Below are 23898 nucleotides of genomic sequence, written 5' to 3' on the forward strand. Positions count from 1 at the left end.
ACTGGCGATTGTTTCGAATCCAAGTTGCTCTAGGCTGGCAATGCGCTAGTCTCGCCTTATGGACCTGCCAGAGTGGGGCTGGTGTGAGAATGAATTCGGGCGTTGATCTGCTGCGGATCGAGGACGTTGGCATCTCTTTTGCCATTATCGGGGGACCGTTGCATGCCGTCAGGCGTGCAAATCTTCGCGTCCTCCCCGGCAAGGTTACCGCGCTTGTGGGCGAGTCCGGTTCCGGAAAATCGGTTATCAGCCAGGCAGTGATGGGCATTTTGCCGCACACAGCCCATGTTCGCGGCCGTATCCTGTTTTCCGATCCTGAAAAGCCCGGCACGACGCAGGATATCCTGCAGATGCCGCGTGACGGACCCGATATCCGGGCGTTGAGAGGCAGCCGCATCGGCAAGATCTTTCAGGAGCCGATGACATCGCTGTCGCCGCTGCATACGATCGGCAACCAGGTCAGCGAATCACTGCAGATTCATACGCCCATGGATCGAGCAGAGCGCAAGGCGCGGACCGAGGAAATGCTCGGCCTTGTCGGTTTTCCCAATCCCAAGCGCGCCTATGACATGTATCCCTTTGAACTTTCGGGAGGATTGCGTCAACGCGCCATGATCGCGATGGCGCTTATCTGCCGGCCCGCCTTGTTGATCGCCGACGAGCCGACGACGGCGCTGGACGTCACCATCCAGGCGCAAATCCTGCAATTGCTGCGCGGCCTTCAGACCAAGCTGAACATGGCGATGCTGCTGATCACGCACGACCTCGGCGTGGTCGCCAATGTCGCCGACGAGGTGGTGGTCATCTACCATGGCGAGATCATGGAAGCGGGACCTGTCGAGGCGATATTCCGCCGGCCAGGTCACCCTTACCTGAAGGGCCTGATGGCAGCCGTTCCGCATTTCGATCTGAAGCCTGGCGAAAGGCTAAAAGCGCTCCGCAAGGTGCCGGTGAATGTCGAGAACCTGCTCGGCAAGCAGACGGCGCCGGCGTCGAACGGGCCGGACGACGTCCTGCTGTCGGTCAGGGATCTCAAAAAGACCTTCACCACCCGCAAGTCCGAATGGTTCGGAGCGGGTCATCAAACTTCTGTTCGCGCCGTGGACAGCGTGAGCTTCGATATCAGGCGGGGTGAGTGCCTGGGTCTGGTCGGCGAAAGCGGCTCCGGCAAAACCACCGTCAGCAAGATCCTCATGCGGGCTGTCACCCCTAGCGGCGGCTCTGTGATTTTCAACGGCCGCGACGGACCGATCGACGTCTTGGAAGCCGAGGGAGACGCCCTGCGCATGCTGCGCGCGAAAATCCAGATGGTCTTCCAGGATCCGGTTTCGTCGCTTTCACCTCGCATGACGGTGGAGAACATCTTGAGCGAGCCGCTGGAAATCCATCAACGCGGCAATGCCGCGTCCCGACTCGCCACGGTCAAGAGCCTGATGCAGGCAATCGGGCTCGATCCGCGCTTCATCAAGCGTTATCCGCACAGTTTCTCCGGCGGGCAGCGTCAGCGTATCGGCATCGCGCGCGCGTTGGCGCTGGGGCCTGAACTCCTGATCTGCGACGAGCCGGTTTCGGCACTCGATGTCTCTGTCCAGGCGCAGATCCTGAACCTTCTGAAGGACCTGCAGAAGGAACTGGGCCTGACCTACCTGTTCATATCCCACAACCTGGCGGTGGTGGACTACATGGCAGACCGCATCGCGGTGATGTGCGGCGGGCGTATCGTCGAGCTCGCGCCGCGCGAAATCCTGCTTAGGAAACCGGTCCACCCCTACACCCGCTCACTGGTTGCCGCAGTACCTTTCCCCGATCTCGACAGGCCGATGGATTTCAAGACGCTGAAGCTCAGCGGCGCTTCAGACACCAGCGCATGGGGACCGCAATTCCGCGACGAGGGCGACGAGGATATGCTGTCGCCCCTCGATCTTGGCGGCGGCCACCTCGTGCTGGCCCGACGTTCGGCCGATGTCAGCGAGCTACGCCATTGATCAGCCGGCGCACCGTCCTTGGACTTATGGCTTCGGCATTTCTGCCGGGCACGTCGCGCGCCGGCGATCTGGAGCCGGAATTTCTTCAGCCACAGCTGAAGGCCAAGGCGCTGCCGGCACTCGCCGAACGCCTGCCCAAGAGCCCGCGCGCATTGAACCTCGCCGCGATGGGCCGGCAGCCCGGCCAGTATGGCGGCACGCTGCGCACGATCATAGGCAGCCAGAAAGATATCCGAATGATGACGATCTACGGGTATGCTCGCCTGGTCGGCTATGACGAAAAGCTTAACTTGCAACCCGACATCCTCGAAAGTTTCGACGTAGCGGATGATCGCGTCTTCACTTTCAAGATTCGGGAAGGGCATAAATGGTCTGACGGTAGCCTGCTGACGCCGGAGGATTTCCGCTATTGCTGGGAAGATGTCTGGCTGAACGATGAGCTCTCGCAAGGCGGGCTTGCCCCGGCCCTGCTGGCGGACGGCAAGCCGCCACGCTTCGAGATCGTCGATCCGTCGACGGTCCGCTATAGTTGGGATGCGCCCAATCCCGACTTCCTGCCCAAGCTTGCTGCTGCTTCGCCGCTATCGCTTGTTCTGCCGGCCGCCTATCTCAAGCAGTTCCACAAGAAATACCAGGATCCATTCCGGCTCGCCGGCCTAATGAAGGAGAACCGAGCCAAGAAATGGACGCTCCTGCATATCCGCATGTCGCGGCAGTATCGCCCGGAGAACCCGGAACTGCCGACGCTCGATCCCTGGCGGAACCGGACCAAGCCGCCGGCCGAGCAATTCGTCTTCGAGCGCAACCCGTTCTTTCATCGAATAGACGAGAATGGCCGGCAACTGCCCTATGTTGACCGGATCGTCTTGAATGTCAGCTCGTCGGCGATCATCTCCGCTAAGACCGGTGCGGGCGAGAGCGACCTGCAAAGCATGGGGATTGACTTCAGCGATTACGCCTTCCTGAAGGACGCGGAGAAGCGCTACCCGGTGAAGATGCATCTCTGGAAACGCACACAGGGTTCGCGGCTGGCGCTGCTGCCCAATCTGAATTGTGCCGACCGGACGTGGCGTGGCCTTTTGCGTGACGTGCGCGTGCGCCGCGCCCTTTCGCTCGCTGTCGACAGGCGCGAGATCAATATGGCCGTGTTCTACGGACTGGCGCAGGAAAGTGCCGATACCGTCCTGCCGGAGAGCCCGCTCTACCGGCCGGAATTCGCGAAAGCTTGGGTCGCCCATGATCCCGACCAGGCCAATGCCTTGCTCGACGAGGTCGGGCTTCAGACGCGTGACGATGACGGCCTGCGGATACTTCCCGATGGGCGCCCTGCGCAGATCGTAGTGGAAACGGCCGGCGAAAGCACGCTGGAAACCGACGCGCTCGAACTCATCACCGATCACTGGCGCAAGATCGGGATCGCCCTGTTCATCCGGACTTCGCAGCGCGATATCTTCCGCAGCCGCGCACTTGGCGGCCAGATCATGATGTCGATGTGGTCGGGCATCGACAATGGCGTGCCGACCGCCGACATGAACCCGTACCAGCTGGCGCCCACCATCGACGACCAGCTGCAATGGCCGCTCTGGGGTGCTCACTACTTGTCTCATGGCAAGGTCGGTGAGGCGCCCGATCTTCCGCCTGTGGTCGAGCTGATGGTTTTGCTCAAACGCTGGAACGCATCGACCGAAGCCACAGAGCGCGCCGAAATCTGGAATTCGATGCTGTCGATCTACACCGATCAGGTGTTTTCGATCGGCACCGTGAACGGAACGCATCAGCCGGTCCTGGCGTCCTCGCGGCTGCGCAATCTGCCTGACAAGGCGCTCTACGGCTATGACCCGACCGCCTATTTCGGTGTCTACATGCCGGATACATTCTGGCTTGGAGAGTCCTGAGCGTGCTTCGATATTTTGTCTGGCGCATCGCCGTAATGGTTCCAACGCTGCTGGTCATATCGGCACTGGTGTTCACGATCATCGAACTTCCACCAGGCGACTATTTCGACAGCCATGTTGCCGAGCTTCGGGCTCTGGGCGAAGCGGTGGATTCCGATCGCATCGAGATGATGCGCAAGGACTATGGTTTCGACCAGCCACCGGTCATTCGCTACTTCTACTGGGTCGGCGGGATGCTACGCGGCGATTTCGGCTATTCCTTCGAATATGAGATGCCGGTTCGCGACGTCGTCGGGGACCGAATGTGGCTGACCGTGCTGGTTTCCTTCGTCACGATCATCTTCACCTGGCTCATCGCCTTTCCGATCGGCATGTACTCCGCCACGCATCAATACAGCTGGGGCGACTACGGCCTGACTTTCTTCGGCCTTCTCGGCATTGCCATTCCGAACTTCATGCTGGCGCTGATCCTGATGTATTTCGCCAACATCTGGTTCGGCACATCCATCGGCCATCTCATGGACCAGCAATATCTCGGCGAGCCGATGAGCTGGGCCAAGGCGAAGTCGATCCTCGCCCATCTCTGGATTCCGGTCTTGATCATCGGCACCGGGGGCACGGCAAGCATGATCAGGCGGCTGCGCGCCAATCTTCTCGACGAGCTACACAAGCAATATGTCGTGACCGCGCGTGCCAAAGGACTTCATCCGTTCAAGGCGCTGGTCAAATATCCGCTGCGCATGGCGCTCAATTTCTTCATTTCCGACATCGGCTCTATCCTGCCGGCCATTATTTCCGGCGCCGAAATCACGGCGATCGTGCTGTCTTTGGAAACGACCGGGCCGATGCTGATCAAGGCGCTGCAAAGCCAGGACATGTATCTGGCAGGGTCGTTCCTGATGTTTCTCGCCTTCCTGACGGTCATCGGTGTCCTGATTTCCGACCTGGCGCTGGCGCTGCTTGATCCACGAATTCGTTTGCAGGGCGGCAGCACCAAATGAAAACGCTTTCGCCGCTGCCCGCTCCAGGTGCTCCACTGCAACACTACGTTTCCATCGCGCCCATTGACCTGCAGTCGGTCGAGGCAATGACGCCGGAGCAGTCGAAGGTCTTTCAGGCGTCGCAGTTGCGGCTGATGTGGTGGAAATTCCGAAAGCACCGGCTTGCCGTTGTATCCGGCATATTCCTGGCAGCGCTTTATTTCGGGATATTGATCTGCGAGTTCCTGGCGCCCTACGATCTGCACACACGCAACATGGACTACATCTATTCGCCGCCGCAGCGGGTGCACCTGTTCCACAACGGCCAGTTCGTTGGGCCGTTCGTCTATGGCCGCCAGATGACGCTGGATATGGACACGCTCAAGCGGAACTACATCGAGAAACAGGATGATGTTCAGCGGATCCGTTTCTTCTGCAAGGGCGACAGTTACCGGTTCTGGGGCCTGATGGAAGGTGACAGGCATTTTGTCTGCCCTGCCGAAAACGGCCAGCTCTTTCTGGCCGGCACTGACAGGCTGGGGCGCGATGTGCTCTCGCGCATCATATATGGCGCACGCATTTCACTGACAATCGGCCTCGTCGGCATCAGTTTCAGCTTCCTGCTCGGCATTGTGATCGGCGGACTGGCCGGCTATCACGGCGGTATCTTCGACCTGATCGTTCAACGGATAATCGAAGTTCTGCAATCGATCCCCAGCATTCCGCTATGGCTGGCTCTGGCGGCGATCATGCCGATAACCTGGAGTCCGATCCTGATCTATTTCGGCATCACCGTCATTCTCGGGCTGCTCGACTGGACCGGACTGGCGCGGGCCGTGCGTTCAAAGCTTCTAGCCTTGCGCGAGGAGGATTACGTTCTGGCCGCGCAATTGATGGGCGCCAAAAGCAGCCGCATTATCGGGCGGCATCTCATTCCCGGCTTCATGTCGCATCTGATCGCGACGGCGACGATCTCCATACCCGGCATGATCCTGGGCGAGACGGCGCTGAGCTTCCTCGGGCTCGGCCTGAGGGCGCCGATAACCAGCTGGGGCATCCTGCTCACCGAGGCGCGCAGCGTCAGCGTCATCGCGTTCTATCCATGGCTGCTTTTGCCGATGCTCCCCGTCATTCTCGTCATCTTGGCGTTCAACTTCCTCGGCGACGGCCTGCGGGACGCCGCAGACCCCTACAAGTGAGATCGCGCGCCGGGCCGCCGACTCCACCCGGTATGATCCTTGTCGGCAGCCTGTTCGGTTATTGCAGCGTTCACCGTTCGCCTCTATATGTGCCGAGACGCGATCGGGGTTTAACACGTCGGCCTCGGGTTTCACCCGTGAAACCGTTCTGGTCGCGGGCATTGCCGATCTCTTGAGCTGGTTTCAGGACACACAAACGCATATGACTCGCCTCGAGAATTTCATCAGCAGGATGACCGCACAGCGCGACATTCTCGATCAAGTTTGCCCCGAGGTGGCGAAGATGGAAGGGCTGGTGCTCGAGCTCGGCCTCGGCAATGGCCGGACGTTCCACCATCTGCGCGAGCGCCTGCCCGGACGCCGGATCGTGGTGTTCGACCGCGAACTTGGCGCACACGCCAGCTCAATTCCCGAACCTGAAAACCTCGTGCTCGGCGAAATACGCGAGACGGCGAGCAGGTTCATTGGCATCGACGCGGCTCTTGTTCATGCCGACATCGGCACCGGCTATGACGATCGCGATGCAGTGACCTCTACCTGGCTTCCCGATCTGATCGCGCGCCTGCTTCGCGTGGGTGGCATAGCGGTCAGCGGCACGCCGCTCGATCACCCGCTGTTGCAGCCCCTCCCGCCACCGCCTTCGGTGCCCCCCGATCGGTATTTTGTCTGCAGGCGCGTGTGAGGGGCCGAGACGACCCAAATCGTCGGGGGCCAAATCTTCAGGGGATCGTATACACTGCTATCTCCCGCTCAATGCCGCGTAGCGAGACCTCGTGGGGCACGGGCGTCAGCGCGTTCCTGTGCAACAGATCGGCGGTGAGATTGTCGTCGACCACCGCACGAGTGGCGAAGATCGCCTGTGCGTTGGCAAGGTTCTGGACCCGCGAAGCAATGTTGACCGTCTGGCCGAAATAGTCCTGCCGCTCGTTCATAGACACCGCGATGCAGGGGCCGGCATGGACTCCGATCTTGAGCAGCAGATCCTCGCGCCCGCTCTTGTCGTTGAGCGCACGCATGGCATCGCGCATCCTGAGGGCCGCAGCAATCGCACGATCAGGTGTCGCGAAGGTCGCCATCACCGCATCACCGATCGTCTTCACCACCGCGCCTGCCTCCGCCGCGACGATCTCGTGCAGAACCTGGAAATGCACGCGCACGAGATCGAAGGCTGAAAGGTCGCCCACCCGCTCGTAAAGCTCGGTCGATCCGCGAAGGTCGGTGAACAGGAAGGTCAGGCTGGTGATCTTCAGGCGCTGGTTGATGTCGAGTGTATCCGTGCGATAGAGATCGCGGAACGTCTGGTTGGTGAGCAGGCGCTTGGCGGTCAGGAAGGGCCGGCGTTTGCCCAGGAAATCATGCAATAGCTGGCCGGCGATGAAGACCGTCGGCAGCACGCGGGCGTCGGTCCTGTTCTCCAGCGAAATGCGCAACGGGCCAGGTTGCATCTCCAGCGTCTGGTTCTGGACATGGTCGCGGTCGAAGAGCAAAGAGAGGCTTCGGCGCTCTTTTGTTGGTTCGCCCTTCCCGTCGATGAACTGCACTGAATGGGTGACCGGCTCGAAGACGATGACGAATTCGGACGGAAGCTGTATGGGCAGAACCGCCTTTTCACCGGGGGCAAGCTCGATATCCTCCAGCGAGAACGCTTCTATCTTTTTCGCGAAATCCTCTTCCGGCAGATCGACGCCGGACCCCCAGTAGATCTGGCGGAAATATTCCATCAACGGCAGTTCGTGTGGATTGTGGGCGGCAATCCTGCGCACGCGGGGACTGACGGTGAATGTCACCTCGACCATCTCGTCAAGGGTCGGCGAATAGCCCTCGGAGCACAGCGCGCAGGTGTATTCGTCCTTCTGCAGGGTTTTCAGCGTGGCGTTGGTGTCGAGCACGCCGCCACAGCCGGGGCACAGAACATTCCAGGAAATATCGAAGATGCCCACCCGCGCTGCATGGAGAAAGGCGCTTATGGCGCGTTCCTCGTCGAGGCCATGCTTGCTGGCGAAGGCTGGCGCATTGATGCGGCAAAGTTCGCGGTCCTTGCCCTCCGCGATGGTTCGCCTGATCGCGTCGATTGCCTGTGGATCGACATCGGTCGATTGCCGCAGAAGCGAGAACAGATCCTGAGATTCGTTCATCGTGCAGGCTCCGGAAAATGCGCCCCGAGGCGTCTTGGCCGGACCGGTCTTTGGTCCGAGTACTCCATCTTACTTCGAAACGGACCGTACGGCCATTCGAATGGCCAAGCCTGGTGACAGTTCAATTTCCATTCGGCGGATTTTCACCGGCCGCAAGCGGCACTATGATGGTCCATGGGGCCATTCATCGTTGGGGCTTTCCCCCATGCCGACATCCAACAACCCGCCATTTCCCGCGGCCCTGCGCCTTTTCTCTGGGGTGGTCATCATCGTCCTGATCGTCGGCGCCGGCCTGTTTTTCGCGCCTGTGCTGGTCAAGCCGCGCTGGCCTTGGGCCGTCACGCCGTTCAATGCCCGCTTCCTCGGCGGCTTCTACACCGCCGAAATGGTCGTCATGGCGGCGCTGCTGGTCTGGAATCGCTGGTCGCCCGGCAGGCTCGTGCTCGTCATGGCCTTCATCTTCACCGTCATCGTGTCGGTGGCTTCGTTCATCAATCTCGGCTATTTCAACTTCGAGCGCAAACCGCCCTGGCTCTGGTTTTTGGTCTATCTTGCTTCGGTCGCGGTATCCGCGCTGTTCCTGTGGCGGGCCAGGGCCCGTCCGTCTGCAAAAGGCGTGACCTTGAATCCTGCATGGCGAGGCTGCATGCCGGTGGAATCGGCGATCCTTGGGCTCTATGGCGTCGGCCTGTTGCTGTTTCCCCTGACATTCGGCAGCATCTGGCCATGGCCGATCGATGCCTTCCACGCTCAGGTCTACAGCGCCATCTTCCTCGCCGGTGCGGGCGGCATATATCTCGTCTGGAGAAGCGCGCCGCGCGAGGAACTGCTGGTGCTCGGCTTGGCGCAGTTCCTGATTGGCCTGCTTGCCATCCTTGGCATCGTCATCACCGACGCTGCGGTGCACCGGATCGACTGGACGGCGACCCGGACATTGTGCTGGCTCACCCTTTTCGGCTGGATCGGCATCAGCGGCGTCTTCAAACTCTTCGCCGCCTCCCGGTATTTTAGCTCATAATCGGCATCATAGGTTGCAGAGACGGCTGGATTTTCAGGTGACGTCCGGTGCATCGTGCCGGGCCGATTGCCCTCGCCGGGAAACGCCATGACCAGCACGACCTCGCCATCCTCCAAGAAAATCCAGCCGCAGCTCCGGTCCGTCCGGCCAAGCGATGCGGAGGCGCTTTGCGCTATCTTCAACATGCCGGGCTTCCGCTGGGGCACGCTCAGGATGCCCTTCGAAATGGTGGAGCAGGTGGAACGGCGCATCACCAAGTCCGGCCAGGAAACCACCTGGATCGTTGCCGAGTTGGACGGCAAGGTCGTCGGCCATGGCAGACTGGTCGTGCAGGGTTCGCCGCGCCGTTCGCATATCGGCGAGATCAATATCGGTCTTGACGATGCCTTTGTCGGCAAGGGCATCGGCTCTGCCATACTTGGCGCGCTGCTTGACGTGGCCGACAACTGGCGCGCCCTGAAGCGGGTCGAATTGACCGTCTATGCCGACAACGAACCGGCCATTCGTCTCTACACAAGCCACGGCTTTGAGGTCGAAGGTCGGCATGTGAAGGCCGGTTTTACCGACGGGCAGTACCACGACCTGCTAAGCATGGCCCGGCTGCGGTTCTGAGATCCGCTGTTTGGCCTTAACTGTCTAGCCAATCTAACAATTCGTGCCGAGTCGGCGAACAGATGAGTACTCATGGAGAACCCTGCAGGATGCGGTCAATTTCGCCTCACCACTTTGATCGAGTTGACGATCTATGTGTGGGCCGGCCGCATCCAGCAAGTCTGGTCTCCCTTGGCGTTTGCACCGCAAGCCGCTAGACGGGACCAATGACCGCCGTAGTTGACCCAACCCCTACGCCTCCGGTGGAAATTCTGGCTGTGCTGTCGCTGCTCTGCCCGGAAGTCGTGCGTGACATCGAGCAGAACTGGAATGCACCGGTTTCCGATTATGCCCGCCATCTGTGGCGACCGGTGGCAAGGCCTGCATCGGGCCCGGCGATCGCTGCCCGCTCGATCCTGCGCGAAGTCCTGCATCAGCGCCTTGGTGCGATCATGCAGCCTGAAGAGATCGGCAAGGCCCTCGACGAGTTCGAGCACAGACCGGTGATTCAGTCTGGCCTGCACTGCCTGCTTCTGATGGACCGGATCACCTTCGACGCCCTCCTGCTTGCCTGGCTCGGGGCGGTCGAAAACGGGCTGTCGGCCTTCTTCGGCTTCATGGGATCGACGATGACCATGGAGACAATAGGCCGGGAGGGGCCGGGATGGCTCGATGTCGGCGACGACAAGATCAACCTGTTTGGCATGGGGCGCCACAAACTGTGCCGCAAGAGCGCCTGCGTGGCCGGTCCCGTCACCCTCAACAAGCGCGCGCTCGAAGCGGTGGGCGACGAAACGGATGCCAGCCGCTGGCTGGGCACACTGCTTGCCAGCCAGGACAAGGTTTTTGGAACTGCCGCCGATGCGCTGACAGCCCTCAACGAGGATCTGGTCGCCGATTGGGATCGTTCCGGTAGGGCCCAGCCGGTTTTCATCGATGATCGGCTCGCCGCGGCTGCTATGGCTCGGCATCTAGAATATGACAGCAGCCTTCTTTCCAGGCTGCTCTTTGAGCCCGCAAGGCGCCAGCGTCTCGAACGTGCCTTGCAAGAGACAGCATCGAGCCCATTTGGCAGATTCCTGCCCAATTCCACGGCCTATTTTTGGGGCATCCGCGAGGAGCGCGTGCGCAAGCTCGTCCTCGAGGACGGGCACCTGATCGAGCCTAACAGGCCACATGGTCTTTCCATCCCGTTCGAGCGGCCGCATCTCAAGCAGGCGCTGCTGGACGGCGTACTGCTGCCGAATTTGTTCCTGATGTTCCTCGTTCTTGCCATATTGCCGCGCGTGCGGGTTGTGGGCGGCCTGAGACAGATTGGCTATGTAGCGCTTTTCCACTCGATCCTGCTGGCTGTGCTAGACGAAAACGCGCCGGAAGAGCGCGATCTGGCTGCGGAGCTGCAGGTTCGGGAAAATGCCTGGGGCATGCGGGTCATCGATGAAAAGATCTCGGTCCGCGAGCAGCTTGCCGGCCTGCCGGAAGGGGCGCTCTTCCCGGACCTGCTCCGGCAATACCGTTTGCGGACATTTGCCGAGACGACCGACGACCTGAAACTGGTTCGCGAAAACGCCCGATGGCGCAAGATCGGCCAGGCAGAGGTCAAGGCGACCTGAGCCTCACTTCAGGCCTTATTTCAGGTTGATTTTCTAGAACGGTCACCGTTTCACGGAAACGCAGAACTGCTTTATCTCTTCGTTTGACGCAATTTCCTGACGGAAAACGGTACGCACTTCCCCTGGAATTGCTCTAGTGCGCAACCGCAAGCGACGGCGATCTATGGGTGAGCCTCTGGCGTCTGATCCGGCCGCATAGGCCACACCTGTCATTGCACGACACCGGCCTTGCGGAGCCCATCCACCACGTGTTCGAATTCGGCAGGGTTCTTGTAGGGCAAAACTTTGCGACGGTATTCCAGCGAATAGTCGGGATTGACGCGAAGCACCTCCTGCCATGCCGCGCGGGCCTCGGCGAAACGGCCCAGATGGTCGCGGCCAGAAGCGCGCGCGAGACGTCGGTGACAGCGTTGCGAGCCAGCCGGTGCATCAAGAGGTCAACGGCCTCTTCGTACCTTCCTAGTTGAAACGAGGCCAAAGCCTGGAAGTGCAGAAGCACATCCGGAAAGTATGGATTCGATTCTCGCTCATGGGTCCGTGTCCTCATCTCCACAATAGCAGGAAGACGGAGGGTAAGAGGGAACTTTCGCAAACGACGGCCACGCAGCCGCCCCAATCGGCAGCGCTCTGCCACCGGACCCACACGGATCGCTCGATGACCATTTGGGCTGCCGCTTGCCGGTCGACGGCTATCGGTGCATCCTTGTGAATAGCCTGGCCGTGAAGTGCGTGGCGAGATCACGGCGTCACGGCCTCTAGTGAGGTCTTGTTCGATGGACTGCTCGGGCTGCGGTTTCGAGGTTGAGGGCGGTTACGCCTTCTGTCCGAGGTGTGGCAGGCGCCAGCCCGTGCCATGCGCCAGTTGCGGCTACCCCTGCGCACCTGATTTCGAGTTCTGTCCGAAATGTGGGGCAAGCGTCGGTGCGCCCGCAAAAGCCGTCGAACGGACTGCTCCGACGCCAAGCCGGACCATTGTGCCGCCTTCTCGAACTCCGTCGCTGCTTCCGAACATCGAAAGCGAAGATGGGCTGCATCCCGTCTCCGAGGCCGATCGACGGACGGTAACCGTCCTGTTCGCAGACCTTTGCGGATTCACGACGCTCAGCGAGCAGCTCGACCCCGAGGTCATGCAAGCGCTGCAGAACCAACTGTTCAAGGAATTGACGGCGGCCGTGCGAAACTTTGGTGGTTTCGTCGACAAATTCATCGGCGATGCACTGCTCGCTTTGTTCGGTGCGCCGGTCGCGCATGAGGACGATCCGGAACGTGCGCTTCGCGCCGCTCTCGACATGATCGCCCGGACGGCGCGGCTCGGCGAAAGCACCCCCCACTCCGGCTCGCCTCTGTTACTCCACATCGGCATAAACACTGGTCCGGTCGTTACTGGCGGATTGGGCATCGGCACCGCCAAATCCTATTCGGTGACCGGCGACACAGTGAATACGGCGCAACGCCTGCAATCGCTGGCCGCACCGGGTGAGGTGCTGGTAGGCGAGCTCACTCACAGGCTGACCCGGCATGCCTTCTCGTACGAATCGCTGGGTGATGTCGTGTTTCGCGGCAAGGCTGGCAGTGTGCTCGTCCATCGACTGGATGCACCGCTCGCGAGGCCGCGTGCAGCGCGTGGGCTTGAGGCGCTCGGCCTCAGTGCGCCGATAGTAGGTCGTGGTGCGGAGCTCAATAGAATGATGGCGAGCCTTGACCAGGCGTGCAGCGGCTCGGCCCAACTTGTCCGCCTCGTCGGAGAAGCCGGTATCGGGAAATCGCGGCTGGTGAAGGAGTTCGTCGCCCGCGTCGGCGACGAGGATCGTTTTCGCAAGGTCGCCGTGCGGCTGGCCACGTGCTCACCGCTGGGCGAACAATCATTTGGCGCCTTGGGCGCAGTGGTGCGCAGCGCTGCCGGGATGATGCAAAACGACAGTGGGGACGAAGTGCGGGGGAAGCTCGCAGGCTTGCTTGCCGATCTCGGCCTGGAGGGCGAGGCGGCGAAGCGGCTGATGCCTTTGCTTTACCATGTGCTCGGCCTTGGCGACCCCGATGCCACCTTGCAGCATGTCGAGCCCGAGCAGCTGCGGCGGCAAATTCTCTACGCAGTCCGCACAATCGTCGAACGGCGGCTTGCGCTGTCGCCGCTGTTGATTGTCGTCGAAGACCTGCACTGGGCCGACGCCGTGTCGCTCGAGGCACTACGTTTCGTGATGGACAGGTTGGAACGCACGCGGTTGATGTTGCTGGTCACGCATCGTCCTGCGCCGGACAACGGCCAGCTCGACTCAAGTCGGGTCAGTCACACAGCGCTCAGGCTTTCGCCGCTCAACAATGATGACGGACGCAGCCTGCTGGCGGCGCTTTTCGGCGAGAGCTGGGTAAACTCCGCAGGAGGGCTTCTCGACCAGATCCTCGAGCGCGCGGGCGGCAACCCCCTTTTTGTAGAAGAAATCGTTCGCGGCCTTATCGATCGCGGTGTGCTGATGCGCGAGGGCCAGCGATGGCGGACTGTGGCAGGCGAAGTCGCAACCGGCATTCCCGCCACTATCCAGGCAATGTTGCTTGCCCGCGTCGACCGGCTGCCCCAAGAGGTGCGCCGGCTGGCCCAGGAAGCCGCGGTAATCGGCCCGCGCTTCGATGCCACACTTCTGAAAGCCGTGACAGCCGACCCCGACCGGCTAGAAGCCGGCTGCGAACTGCTTTGCGATGCGGAAATCATCGAGGAAGTTGCCGGATCAGGCTCGGTCTCGTCGCAAAACTACCGCTTTACGCAAACATTGCTGCAGGACGTGATCTACCAGAATATGCTCCTGCAACGCCGGACCGACATCCACGGGCGGGTCGGTGCTGCCTTGGAGCAACTGTGCGGCGGCAAGCCGGAACGGCTCGAGGACTTGACCGTACTCGGTCATCATTTCGCACAGAGCGCCGAGCGGGAGAGGGGCGCGCATTACCTGCAGGCGGCGGGCGATCGCGCTCGCATGATATACGCCAACGACGACGCCCTTCGCTTCTACGAGCGAGCACTGGCTGCGTTGGGCGCGACCGGGCAAACACCGCTCAAACTGGCAATTGCAGAGCGCATTGCCGATTTGAGCGGCCCGGTAGGCCGCCGCGAGATCGCGCACCACCACTACGAGACGGTGTTGCAGGCATACCGCGAGTCAGCCAATCGTGTCGCATCGGCGCGAGTTTTGCGTAAGATCGGTCGGCTGCTCTGGGACGTCGGCAAGCGGGACAGCGCAGAATCCCGCTATGCTGAAGCGGCAGCGCTCCTCGATGGAGCGGATGCCCCGATCGAGCAAGCGCATCTCTGGCAAGAACGTGGCCGACAGGCGTTCCGTAGCGGAGATCACGCTCTCGCGGCAAAATGGGCAGACGCGGCGCTGGATTGCGTAGGCACTCTTACAACGGAGGATGTCTCCGAGGCGGGGTGTGATGCCACTCTTGTGACCGCCGAGGCACTTAATACCAAGGCTGTTGCGTTGGCTCGCCTTGGGCGAAACCGTGAAGCCGTGCGTCAGGTTGAGCATAGCATTGAATTGGCCGAAGCCGCCGGCCTACTGGGTGCGGCCTGCCGCGGCTACACCAATCTCGGCGTGCTTTATACGACCATCGATCCGGCACAGGCGATGGAGGTCTGTCGGCGCGGCCTTGAAGTGGCGCGCCATATTGGTGATTTAGGCTTCCAGGCGCGCCTCCTCGCCAATCTGGCGGTTGCTTGCTGTACTTTCACGGATCGCTGTCCAACGGAGGGCGTGCCTGCTGCCGAGAAGGCCATCGAGATCGACCGGGCACTCGACCAGCGCGAGCACCTGCCGGTGCCGTTGATCGTGCTTGGGCAGATCCACCAGTGCAACGGCCGTCCGGAACTGGCGGTTGGCTTGTTCAACGAAGCACTGGACGTAGCCCGAGAAACGGGCGAACCCCAACTGCTGTTTCCGTGCTATGATGGTCTTGCAACGCTCAATCTCGACCTCGACAATCTGGACGAGGCCGAACGCTACTTTTCCCTGGCGCAGGATATATGCGCCCAGCACGGGCTCGACCCGGAAGCGCTTGTGGTGCTGCCTTTTCTCGACTAGCCGGGGTTGGAGGTTGGAAATGTCCGCGCCTAGTGACTTGGTACCGCTTCAACCGGGCGACCGTGCGCCGAACGTGGTACTCGACGCCATTACCCAGGAAGGCAAGATCGCGCTTGACGACTTTCGCGGACAAAAACCGGTGCTGGTCGGCTTGTTTCGAGGTCTGCATTGTGCGTTTTGCCGGCGCCATATCGCCGCCCAGGCGCGGCTTGCTCCGGAGCTGCGCGAAAAGGGCGTGGGGAGCCTGACGGTGGTCAACACGCCGATCGAGCGGGCGCGTCTCTATTTCCGCTACCACCCGATGCCGAATCTGCTTGCGGCCTCCGACCCTGAACGCGCTTCACATCGTGCTTTTGGACTGCCCAATCTCGAATTCACCCAAAACGAGACGAACTGGCCGTACAAGGTCTCGATGGCAGCGGTGAAGGATATGCGGGTCGATATTCCAAGCGAGTTGCCCGGTCCAATGGATCCTATTGCGGCCGGCGAAATCCTCGACAAAAGGGACCATTACGAACTGACCGAAGCCGACGAGCAGATGATGGCAACGGGACTCGGACAACTGATCGGTCAGTTCCTACTGGACCGGCAGGGGATCGTCCGCTGGAGCTTCACGGAGGTTCCAGAGGGTGGGCGATACATGTTTAGGGTGCCAAACCCGCAGGAGCTGATGTCAGCCGTGTCCCAAGTCGCCCAATAGACTTGCGAACGAGGTAAACGGGCGGGACACTGAACAAAAAGCGGAACCAATTTGTTACAAATCTAGACATTGGCCTCGGCGAGCCAGAATGTACGGTTCTGGCAATGACCCGCACGCTCGTGGCAGCCACGCACCCGGCTGACAAGTTCACCGTTCATCCGAGCACCGCCTCGACACGGGCAACAAAGTCATCGAGCGAGCGATCCCCGCGAATCTCGATGCGCGGAAGGTCGATGGGATCGCAATCGAGGCCCGCCGGCCCATGTCTGCCGCCGAAGCCGATCCGATAGCCGCACTCCTTGGCCAGCCGGCCAAGCCGTCGGTCGGTGACAGAGAAGGGTGCAGCGAACGCCGTGGTTGGCCGACCGGTCCACCGTTCGATGAACATACGAGAGCGCAGCAGCTCGGCGGCCAAGTCAGAGCTCGACAGACCATCGATCGCGCGATGCGTCGCCAGATGGCTTCCGAAGAACGCACCTTCGCCGGCGAGGCGTCGCACCGTCCCGGCGTCCATAAGCTGCGTTGGCGGACCGCTGTCGGCGTCCCACAGTGCACTTTCACCCACCAGGTCCGTCACCAGGAACACTTCCGCGGTCAGGTCGTTCGCGCGCAAGATCGGCCAGGCATGGTCGGCAAAGTTCTGGAAGCCGTCGTCGAAGGTGATGAGCACTGGGCGGCCAACGAAAGGTTGACGGTTGGCGATGAACCATTCCAGCTGCTCGGACCTAATCGAGTGAAAGCCATTGGCGCGCAGCCATGCCATCTGGCTGTGGAATGCGGCGGGCGTGAGCCGAAAACGGGCGAGCGCGGCCGGACCTTCATCGGAGACGCTGTGATACATGAGGACAGGGATACGCTGTCGCCGCTCGCTCCGCGCAACGTCGCGGCGCAAGGCCCGCGCCCCGCCCCAAACGATATTTCGCGCGACCCCGATTTCGAGGGGCGCGCGGATTGGCACTTGATCAATCGTCGGTTCCGTCGCCACGTCGTCCGGTGACAGGCGGCGGAAGCGGTCTATGCGATAGAGCTCGGTCTGGATCGATTGATCGAGGACGAGGCCTTCGGTTCCTGCCAGCGTCTCTGAGATCGCTTGTGCACCGAATGTGTTCCAGTCGAAGCCGGTCCTTTCAACATTGTCACGTAACACGAATGCGTGTGCATTGATGAAACTGCCGCCAGGCGCCAATGCCTCGACGATTTTTTTGGCGATGCGCCGCAATTCGGCGAGATCATCCAGATAGTAGAGCACTTCCGAACAGACGATCAGGTCCATCTCACCCGGCAGCGTGTCCGCGCAGAAATCCAGTACGCCGAACTCAACATTCGGCTGATCGCTGCATCGCGCGCGCGCTCGCCCGATGGCTACGGCGGAGATGTCGGTTGCGGTCAAATGGCCCACTCGCGGCGCCAGCTGCCGCGTGAAGTGCCCCTCCGCGCAGGCCAGCTCAAGCGCCCGTCCGATCGGACCGGCAGGCAGAATTTCGAGCTGCCGCTCATATTTTTCCTGCTCATAGGACGAACCGTAGTTCCAGGGATCCTCGGTCGCGAAACGGCGATTCCAGAACGACGTGCGATCATTGTCGTGCCCATCCGCGGCCGATGCACGGCGTGGCGCGGCAAGCGGCTCTGTAGCTTCGGCGCTCGACCGAACCAGCCCCCGCGCTTCTGCGGCCAACCGCGCGAGTTTGCCGAAGTGGCTGTCCCGATCAGACCGGCGTCCCGCGATGGACAACAATGCCTCGGCTGCAAACATGTTTGACTTGTCGGCACCGGCGCCCTGTTGCGGGGCATGTACAGGCGATCGCCTCGCAAGCCGCGCGGCACTGTGTATAAGCCGCTCAGGGGGCACGAAATTTCGGATCAATTCAATCCAATTGCGCCTTGTCACTTTCCCGAGTACGCCGAACTGCACGACAGCTTCGATCTGGCCATCCATCATCAGATAGGCATAAATTTGATCGATTCCTTCCGGCAATTCGATCGAGGCCGGATTTCGAATATCGACGCGAATTCCGAGTGTCCGCGCCAGTATGCGCGGCGCGGCAAGATCGTCGAAGTCGAGAAGCATTTGCTCAAGCTGATACTGGACGCGGCGACCCGCGACGGGATCGTCCCAGACCTTGCCGAGTTCGGTGATCAACTCGGTGAGGGAGCCGCCGAACCTGTCCCACCTGGCAGCCAATTGCGCTGGCACCGATAGGCTTCCTACCATAAGGCCATCGAACGCCACCTTGGCGATGTCACGCGCCCACTTACGTCCTGCCGGGAGCGCCCGCAGGGACTGCGGGTCGATCGATCGCGAGCCGCAGCCGCAATCCGACGCGGCGTTCCACAATGCGAACCACGCGAGTGCTTCGGACGCGGTGCGGCCGTTAGCCCCGATCGCTCCATTGGCGTGAGCCGATGCTGGGTGTTTGACCCTGGGATCAGGAGAAAAGCCGCGGGCGATCACGATTTCCGCATCCACCAGCATCTGCGTCGAATTGCGGGAGAGCGAGTTGGGGCTGGTCCGATAGAACGCGAGCGGCTCGTCGACCATCACCCAACGTTTGCCTAGACGTGCGAGGCGCTGCCACAGATCCCAGTCCTCGCAGGTGCGCAGCGACACATCGAAACCGCCCAACTCGACAATTGACTTCCGGTCGACCAGCAGCGCGTGACTGCAAATCGCACACCGGCGGGCGAATGTCTCGAAGGGCTGGATCGCAACCTCCGTTGTGATGCTCGACGGGGTGAGTTCGGCATCGGGCATCACGCGCCGGGAACCGCAATAGGCGGCGACCGCATCGGGCGCGGCTTCAAGTGCGGCCAGCATCTTCGCAAGGAAGCTGGCGTCCACCCAATCGTCCGCATCCAGGAACATGAGCCAGCGGCCGCGCGCTGTCGAGATTCCGCTATTGCGCGCGCCGGCGGCGCTATGCGCGCAAGAGCTCAACGTCCGAAACCGGGCATCGCGCTCCACATAACCGGCGACAATCGCGGCGGTGGCGTCCGTGGAGGCGTCGACGACGACGATCGTCTCCCAGTCCATTATTTCCTGATCGAGAAGGCAATCGAGTGCGCGCGCCAGCGTTACCCCAGCGTTGTGCGCAGGAACCACGATTGAAACCAAGGGATTATGCACCACGCCGTCTTACCCGTGCCTGGTTCGAAGGTAGAACAAGAGTCCGCCGCGACGCCGCCATTTGGCTGCAGAGCGAACTTGCTCCTGTCGTGCTACCGATGCTGGAAGCCTGGCGCAGCATTCGCATCCGTGCCGCCGAGCTTGGGCGCCAGCTGTCGCAGATGCACGTCAAAGCCAAGCATGCCGCATACTCATGTCGATCACCGGAGTCGGCTCCGTGACCACAAGCTATGGTCCCTGGCACCGTATGAGTGAACAGCTACGGCAGACTGACGTCTTTTGCAATCGGGGGCGCCGTAAATGCAAGCCCACTGAAGCTTTGGTGTGAATGACTGCCGTTATTGGGACGATTGCTCCCCTCCTGTCGACCGAAACGCCCCGATTCCGAGGGTAATCTCGAACAGCCATTCTCCGTGCGAAAGAGGACCTCCCTTCTACCGTTGGGCCCGCATCGGAAGCGGATCGTCGCAGTATACAGCCGGGTGCGAGACAGTATGTGCGCCGCTAGACCAGCTAATTTAGATACTTCTAATGAGTCAGCGCTACTTAATTGCGCTCCAGTAGCTATAGCCGGAACATTGTATTACTCATTTCGATAGTAGATTGCGTCCAATGGTCGATTAGATTAGCCGGTTATGGCTGCTATCACAAAGAGATCGAGAGCGACACCAATCGGAACTCGTGCATTTGCTGCTAGTCGAAGAGATGTAAAAGGGGCGCACGAATTGGCTTACGTCAAGAAGATTCCGGCTTGCGAGCCGGGTATTTTGCTGACATGCTTGGGTGTTTTTGAGTTTGCACTGTGGCAGGTGTTCAAATGAAGGGGCATAAGGATGGCTAAGGAATCTTCGAATACCGCTTCTTCAGCAAATAAAGCGGACGAAAATCTGATAAGTAATGCAGATGGAAACGGGCTGGCCTTCATGGGGGTCCAGGCTCGCGAGAGCGGGGTCTCCGGCGACGCTGTAGGTGTCGACAAGATACGTGATCTGCTGTTCGGCAACCAGATGCAGGACTACGACCGCCGTTTTTCCAAGCTTGAAGAACGGTTCTTGCAGCGCTTCAAGGATGTCGAATCCGAGGCCAAGCGCAATCTTGAGATGTACGAGTCAAATGCAAAGAAGCAGGTCGAATCGCTCGCGGCGCAATTGCGGAACGAAAAAGATGCACGAGCCGAGGCCGACAAGGAGATTGACCGGAATCTTCGTGAGCAAAATCAGGCGCTTGAAAAGCAGGTGCGCGCGTTGTCGGATCAATTGAGCGAGCTTGAGCGCGAAGTCGCGGACCGGATAAATCGAAGCGATCAATTGCTGCGTGAGGAAATCAAGCAAAAGAATGAAAGCATGCAGATGCTAATGGAAAAGATGTTTTCGGATCTCAGCAACGTCAAGACCGACCGAAATCTTTTGGCTGGCCTGTTTGTCGAGGTTGCAAAATGTCTAAATCAGGATCCCGTCGGCAGCAAGAGCAACTCGGAACGTAGCTGGAAAGTGAGTTGATCGGAACTTGACGTCGACCGTCGACCCAATCAGCCTTCCTCAAAGAGCAGCTTCGAACGATACAGAGATTGATCGCGAGGCTCTGGCTAATCTTTTGGTCGAAATTGCCCGGAACGTTGATCCGGACTATCGTGCGCGTCTCGACGGAGTTCCCACCGCCGATCCTCGCATGGAAACGCTGCGCCAGTTGCTGGTCGGCCGCGAAATTTCGGAGCTTTCACGAGTTACGCACCTGCTCGACGAACCTGAGCAGCTTGCGTCTGCAGTGGGGGGTGTTCTCCCCAGTGCAGCCGCACGTGCGCCTCATGCGCAACTCGGCGAGGCACTTGCGCCAGCTGTCGAGAGGGCCGTGCAACGGTCCATCCAGAAGAGCCCGCGTACGCTTACGGATATACTATACCCCGTGTTTCTGCCGGCAATTCGCAAGTCGATCGGGGAAAAGATCGATCAGACCTTTCAGTCGCTGAATGAAACCTTAAGACATATATTTACCTGGCATGGGCTTAAGTGGAGATTTGAAGCTTGGAGAACGGGCGCAAGCTTCTCAGAAGTTGTTCTTAAGCATTCGCTTGTCTATCGTGTAGAGCATGTCTTTCTGATTAACCGCAATTCCGGGCTTTTGATAGCGCATGTAACTGCCGATAATGCAACGAGCGAAGATCCTCAACTCATTTCTTCGATGCTTAGTGCAATTCAAGATTTTGTGAAAGACTCATTTAACGAGAAAGAACAGAGCGGCCTGGACACTATCCGTTTTGGGGAGCTTCGTCTCTGGTCGGAAGTTGGACCGTTTGCGACCTTGGTTGCGGTGATCCGGGGAAATCCGCCAGAGGAATTACATGAAATATTTCGCGATGTGTTGCTTCGCATCCATGATGAATGCTCACAGGCTTTAGAGCAGTTTGACGGCGACAGTTCGCAGTTGGTCGGCGTAGAGACGCTGTTGCAGACCTGCGTTGAACTAAAGCAGGAGGACTCTAACCAGGGATTTCCTTGGCTGGTGGTGGCTGCAGTCCTGCTGGTTTTGATTCCGGCAGGCGGTTGGTTCCTTCTTTCCTGGCAATCCGGGCAACGCTGGCAGGCCTATGTGTCGCGGCTGAGTACCCAGCCGGGCATCATCGTTGCCGAACAAAAGGTGCGCGATGGCCAATTCTATATTGCCGGCCTGAGAGATCCGCTTGCCGCCGACCCGCAGGCTTTGCTGTCCGGAACGCAGGTCGATCCCGCCCGCGTTCATTCGCAGTGGCAATTCTATCAGAGCCTTGAGCCGGAGTTCGTGTTGAAGCGGCTTACGGCGTCGCTGGCTCCGCCGGATTCAGTACGACTTTCGATCGTCAATGATCGCATCGTTGCCGAGGGTGAGGCTCCCGACACCTGGATAGATCGGGCACGCGCAGCGGCCCGACAGCTTTCGGCAGGCGGACCGGTATTCGACATCTCCAGGGTTCGTGATGTGAGCCCCGAAGCACGCGCGGCGGAGCACTGGCAGGCCTATGTGTCGCGACTTGAGGTCCAGCCGGGCATCATCGTTGCCGAACAAAAGGTGCACGATGGCCAATTCTATATTGCCGGCCTGAGAGACCCGCTTGCCGCCGACCCGCAGTCGCTGCTGTCCGGAACGAAGGTCGATCCCGCCCGCGTTCATTCACAGTGGCAATTCTATCAGAGCCTTGAGCCGGAGTTCGTGCTGAAGCGGCTGGTGGCGTCGCTGGCTCCGCCGGATTCAGTACGACTTTCGATCGTCAATAATCGCATCGTTGCCGAGGGTGAGGCTCCCGACACCTGGATAGATCGGGCACACGCAGCGGCCCGACAGCTTTCGGCAGGCGGACCGGCATTCGACATCTCCAAGGTTCGTGATGTGAGCCCCGAAGCACGCGCGGCGGAGCACTGGCAGGCCTATGTGTCGCGACTGGAGACCCAGCCGGGCATCATCGTTGCCGAACAAAAGATGCGCGATGGCCAATTCTATATTGCCGGCCTGAGAGACCCGCTTGCCGCTGACCCGCAGGCTTTGCTGTCCGGAACGCAGATTGATCCTGCCCGCGTTCATTCGCAGTGGCAATTCTATCAGAGCCTTGATCCGAAGTTCGTGCTGAAGCGGCTAACCGCGTCGCTGACCCCACCGAAATCGGTTCGGCTTTCGATCGTCGAGGATCGCATCGTTGCCGAGGGTGAGGCTCCCGACACCTGGATAGATCGGGCGCGCGCAGCGGCCCGACAGCTTTCGGCAGGCGGACCGGTATTCGACATCTCCAAGGTTCGTGATGTGAGCCCCGAAGCACGCGCGGCGGAGCACTGGCAGACTTATGTGTCGCGACTTGAGGCTCAACCGGGGATCATCGTCGCCCAACAAAGGGCGAGGGGTGGACACTTCTATATTTCCGGCCTGAGAGACCCGCAGGCCGCCGACCCGCAGGCTCTGCTGTCCGGAACAGGGGTTGATCCGGCTCGCGTTCATTCGCAGTGGCAATTCTATCAGAGCCTCGATCCGAAGTTCGTACTGAAGCGGCTGGTGGCGTCGCTTGCTCCGCCGAAATCGGTTCGGCTTATGACCATCCAGGATCGCATCGTTGCCGTGGGTGAGGCTCCTGCCGCCTGGATAAACCGGGCGCGGGTCGCCTCCCAACAGCTGTCCGCGGACGGACTCTCTCTAGATATCTCCGAGCTGCGTGAGTCGACCCCTCAGGAACTCACGCATTTGAGGGACGCTATTCAAGCGGTCGACATTTTCTTCGATTCTGGCAAGGCTGTACCGGGACCAGAGCAATTGCCGGTTCTCGACAAATTGGCGAATCAGTTGAAGGAATTGGCCAAGGATGCCCGCGAGGCAGGCGTAACAGCCCAGTTCATGTTGACCGGCCATTCGGACGCGACGGGCCGTGAAACGGCCAAGGTGTCGATCAGCGCCGCCCGCGCGGAGACAGTTCGTGCGCTTCTCAAGAAGCGCGGCGTCGATCCGGAATTGCTCTTGGTTCGCGGCGCGGGCACCTTTGAGCCAGCGGAGGCTGAAGATAGCCGAACCGGGAGCTCCGCCAATCGCAGAGTTTCGGTTACGGTAAATTTCCACTAGGGCGGAGCCCGGG

The 23898-nt window shown here is 60.4% G+C and carries 14 protein-coding genes and 2 pseudogenes; 13 read left to right on the top strand and 3 right to left on the bottom strand.

All coding sequences use genetic code 11. The annotated features are described in order from the left end of the window. The first annotated feature begins 89 nt into the window (after positions 1–89). The 5 genes from EN807_RS04820 to EN807_RS04840 all read left to right on the top strand — a co-directional run bounded on the left by EN807_RS04820 (position 90) and on the right by EN807_RS04840 (position 6741). Positions 90–1985, top strand: a complete 1896-nt coding sequence (locus tag EN807_RS04820; protein ID WP_135934080.1) for an ABC transporter ATP-binding protein — start codon at positions 90–92, stop codon at positions 1983–1985. Further along, complete coding sequence (locus tag EN807_RS04825) at positions 1982–3880, top strand: ABC transporter substrate-binding protein (RefSeq protein WP_135934081.1); 1899 nt, start codon at positions 1982–1984, stop codon at positions 3878–3880. Before EN807_RS04820 ends, EN807_RS04825 begins: the two co-directional genes overlap by 4 nt. Positions 3881–3882: 2 nt before the next feature. Further along, positions 3883–4881: an ABC transporter permease gene (locus EN807_RS04830; protein ID WP_135934082.1), complete on the top strand. Its 999-nt coding sequence runs from the start codon at positions 3883–3885 to the stop codon at positions 4879–4881. Next, on the top strand, positions 4878–6059 hold the full coding sequence (locus tag EN807_RS04835; protein ID WP_135934083.1) for an ABC transporter permease: 1182 nt from the start codon (positions 4878–4880) through the stop codon (positions 6057–6059). The genes EN807_RS04830 and EN807_RS04835 overlap by 4 nt, the downstream gene beginning before the upstream one ends. A 202-nt stretch (positions 6060–6261) precedes the next feature. After that, complete coding sequence (locus EN807_RS04840; protein WP_127314067.1) at positions 6262–6741, top strand: class I SAM-dependent methyltransferase; 480 nt, start codon at positions 6262–6264, stop codon at positions 6739–6741. A gap of 37 nt (positions 6742–6778) precedes the next feature. Here EN807_RS04840 and EN807_RS04845 read toward each other — a convergent pair whose 3' ends face one another. Further along, positions 6779–8194, bottom strand: coding sequence for an adenylate/guanylate cyclase domain-containing protein (locus tag EN807_RS04845; RefSeq protein ID WP_135934084.1), 1416 nt, complete (start codon positions 8192–8194; stop codon positions 6779–6781). Positions 8195–8399: 205 nt separating this feature from the next. Here EN807_RS04845 and EN807_RS04850 point away from each other — a divergent pair, with 205 nt between their 5' ends. The 3 genes from EN807_RS04850 to EN807_RS04860 all read left to right on the top strand — a co-directional run bounded on the left by EN807_RS04850 (position 8400) and on the right by EN807_RS04860 (position 11416). Then, positions 8400–9212: a hypothetical protein gene (locus EN807_RS04850; protein ID WP_135934085.1), complete on the top strand. Its 813-nt coding sequence runs from the start codon at positions 8400–8402 to the stop codon at positions 9210–9212. Between the two features lie 87 nt (positions 9213–9299). After that, complete coding sequence (locus EN807_RS04855; protein WP_135934086.1) at positions 9300–9824, top strand: GNAT family N-acetyltransferase; 525 nt, start codon at positions 9300–9302, stop codon at positions 9822–9824. 206 nt (positions 9825–10030) lie between these two features. Then, positions 10031–11416 (top strand): hypothetical protein, encoded by a 1386-nt coding sequence (locus EN807_RS04860; RefSeq protein WP_135934087.1) that lies wholly within the window; start codon positions 10031–10033, stop codon positions 11414–11416. Positions 11417–11625: 209 nt separating this feature from the next. On the opposite strand, the pseudogene EN807_RS36365 reads toward EN807_RS04860, so the two are convergent. Further along, positions 11626–11945: pseudogene (locus EN807_RS36365) on the bottom strand (adenylate/guanylate cyclase domain-containing protein); the annotation flags it as partial. Positions 11946–12189: 244 nt separating this feature from the next. Here EN807_RS36365 and EN807_RS04870 point away from each other — a divergent pair. Beyond that, complete coding sequence (locus tag EN807_RS04870; RefSeq protein WP_135934088.1) at positions 12190–15489, top strand: adenylate/guanylate cyclase domain-containing protein; 3300 nt, start codon at positions 12190–12192, stop codon at positions 15487–15489. Positions 15490–15508: 19 nt separating this feature from the next. Next, positions 15509–16189 carry a peroxiredoxin-like family protein gene (locus EN807_RS04875; RefSeq protein ID WP_135935788.1) on the top strand — a complete coding sequence of 227 codons (681 nt, stop codon included), beginning with the start codon at positions 15509–15511 and terminating at the stop codon, positions 16187–16189. Between the two features lie 154 nt (positions 16190–16343). On the opposite strand, the gene EN807_RS04880 is transcribed toward EN807_RS04875, so the two are convergent. Further along, positions 16344–19316 (bottom strand): trifunctional glycosyltransferase/class I SAM-dependent methyltransferase/polysaccharide deacetylase, encoded by a 2973-nt coding sequence (locus EN807_RS04880; protein WP_135934089.1) that lies wholly within the window; start codon positions 19314–19316, stop codon positions 16344–16346. Between the two features lie 74 nt (positions 19317–19390). On the opposite strand from EN807_RS04880, the pseudogene EN807_RS36370 reads away from it, so the two are divergent. The 3 genes and pseudogenes from EN807_RS36370 to EN807_RS04895 form a co-directional block, all read left to right on the top strand. Next, a pseudogene (locus EN807_RS36370) lies at positions 19391–19536 on the top strand (IS110 family transposase); the annotation flags it as partial. A 610-nt stretch (positions 19537–20146) separates the two neighbouring features. Beyond that, positions 20147–20812, top strand: coding sequence for a hypothetical protein (locus EN807_RS04890; protein ID WP_095520020.1), 666 nt, complete (start codon positions 20147–20149; stop codon positions 20810–20812). A gap of 7 nt (positions 20813–20819) precedes the next feature. Continuing rightward, entirely contained in the window at positions 20820–23885 is a 3066-nt protein-coding gene (locus EN807_RS04895) for an OmpA family protein (protein ID WP_135934090.1), read from the top strand. Positions 23886–23898: the final 13 nt, after the last annotated feature.

Source organism: Mesorhizobium sp. M5C.F.Ca.ET.164.01.1.1, assembly GCF_004792125.1.
GTDB lineage: Bacteria > Pseudomonadota > Alphaproteobacteria > Rhizobiales > Rhizobiaceae > Mesorhizobium > Mesorhizobium wenxiniae.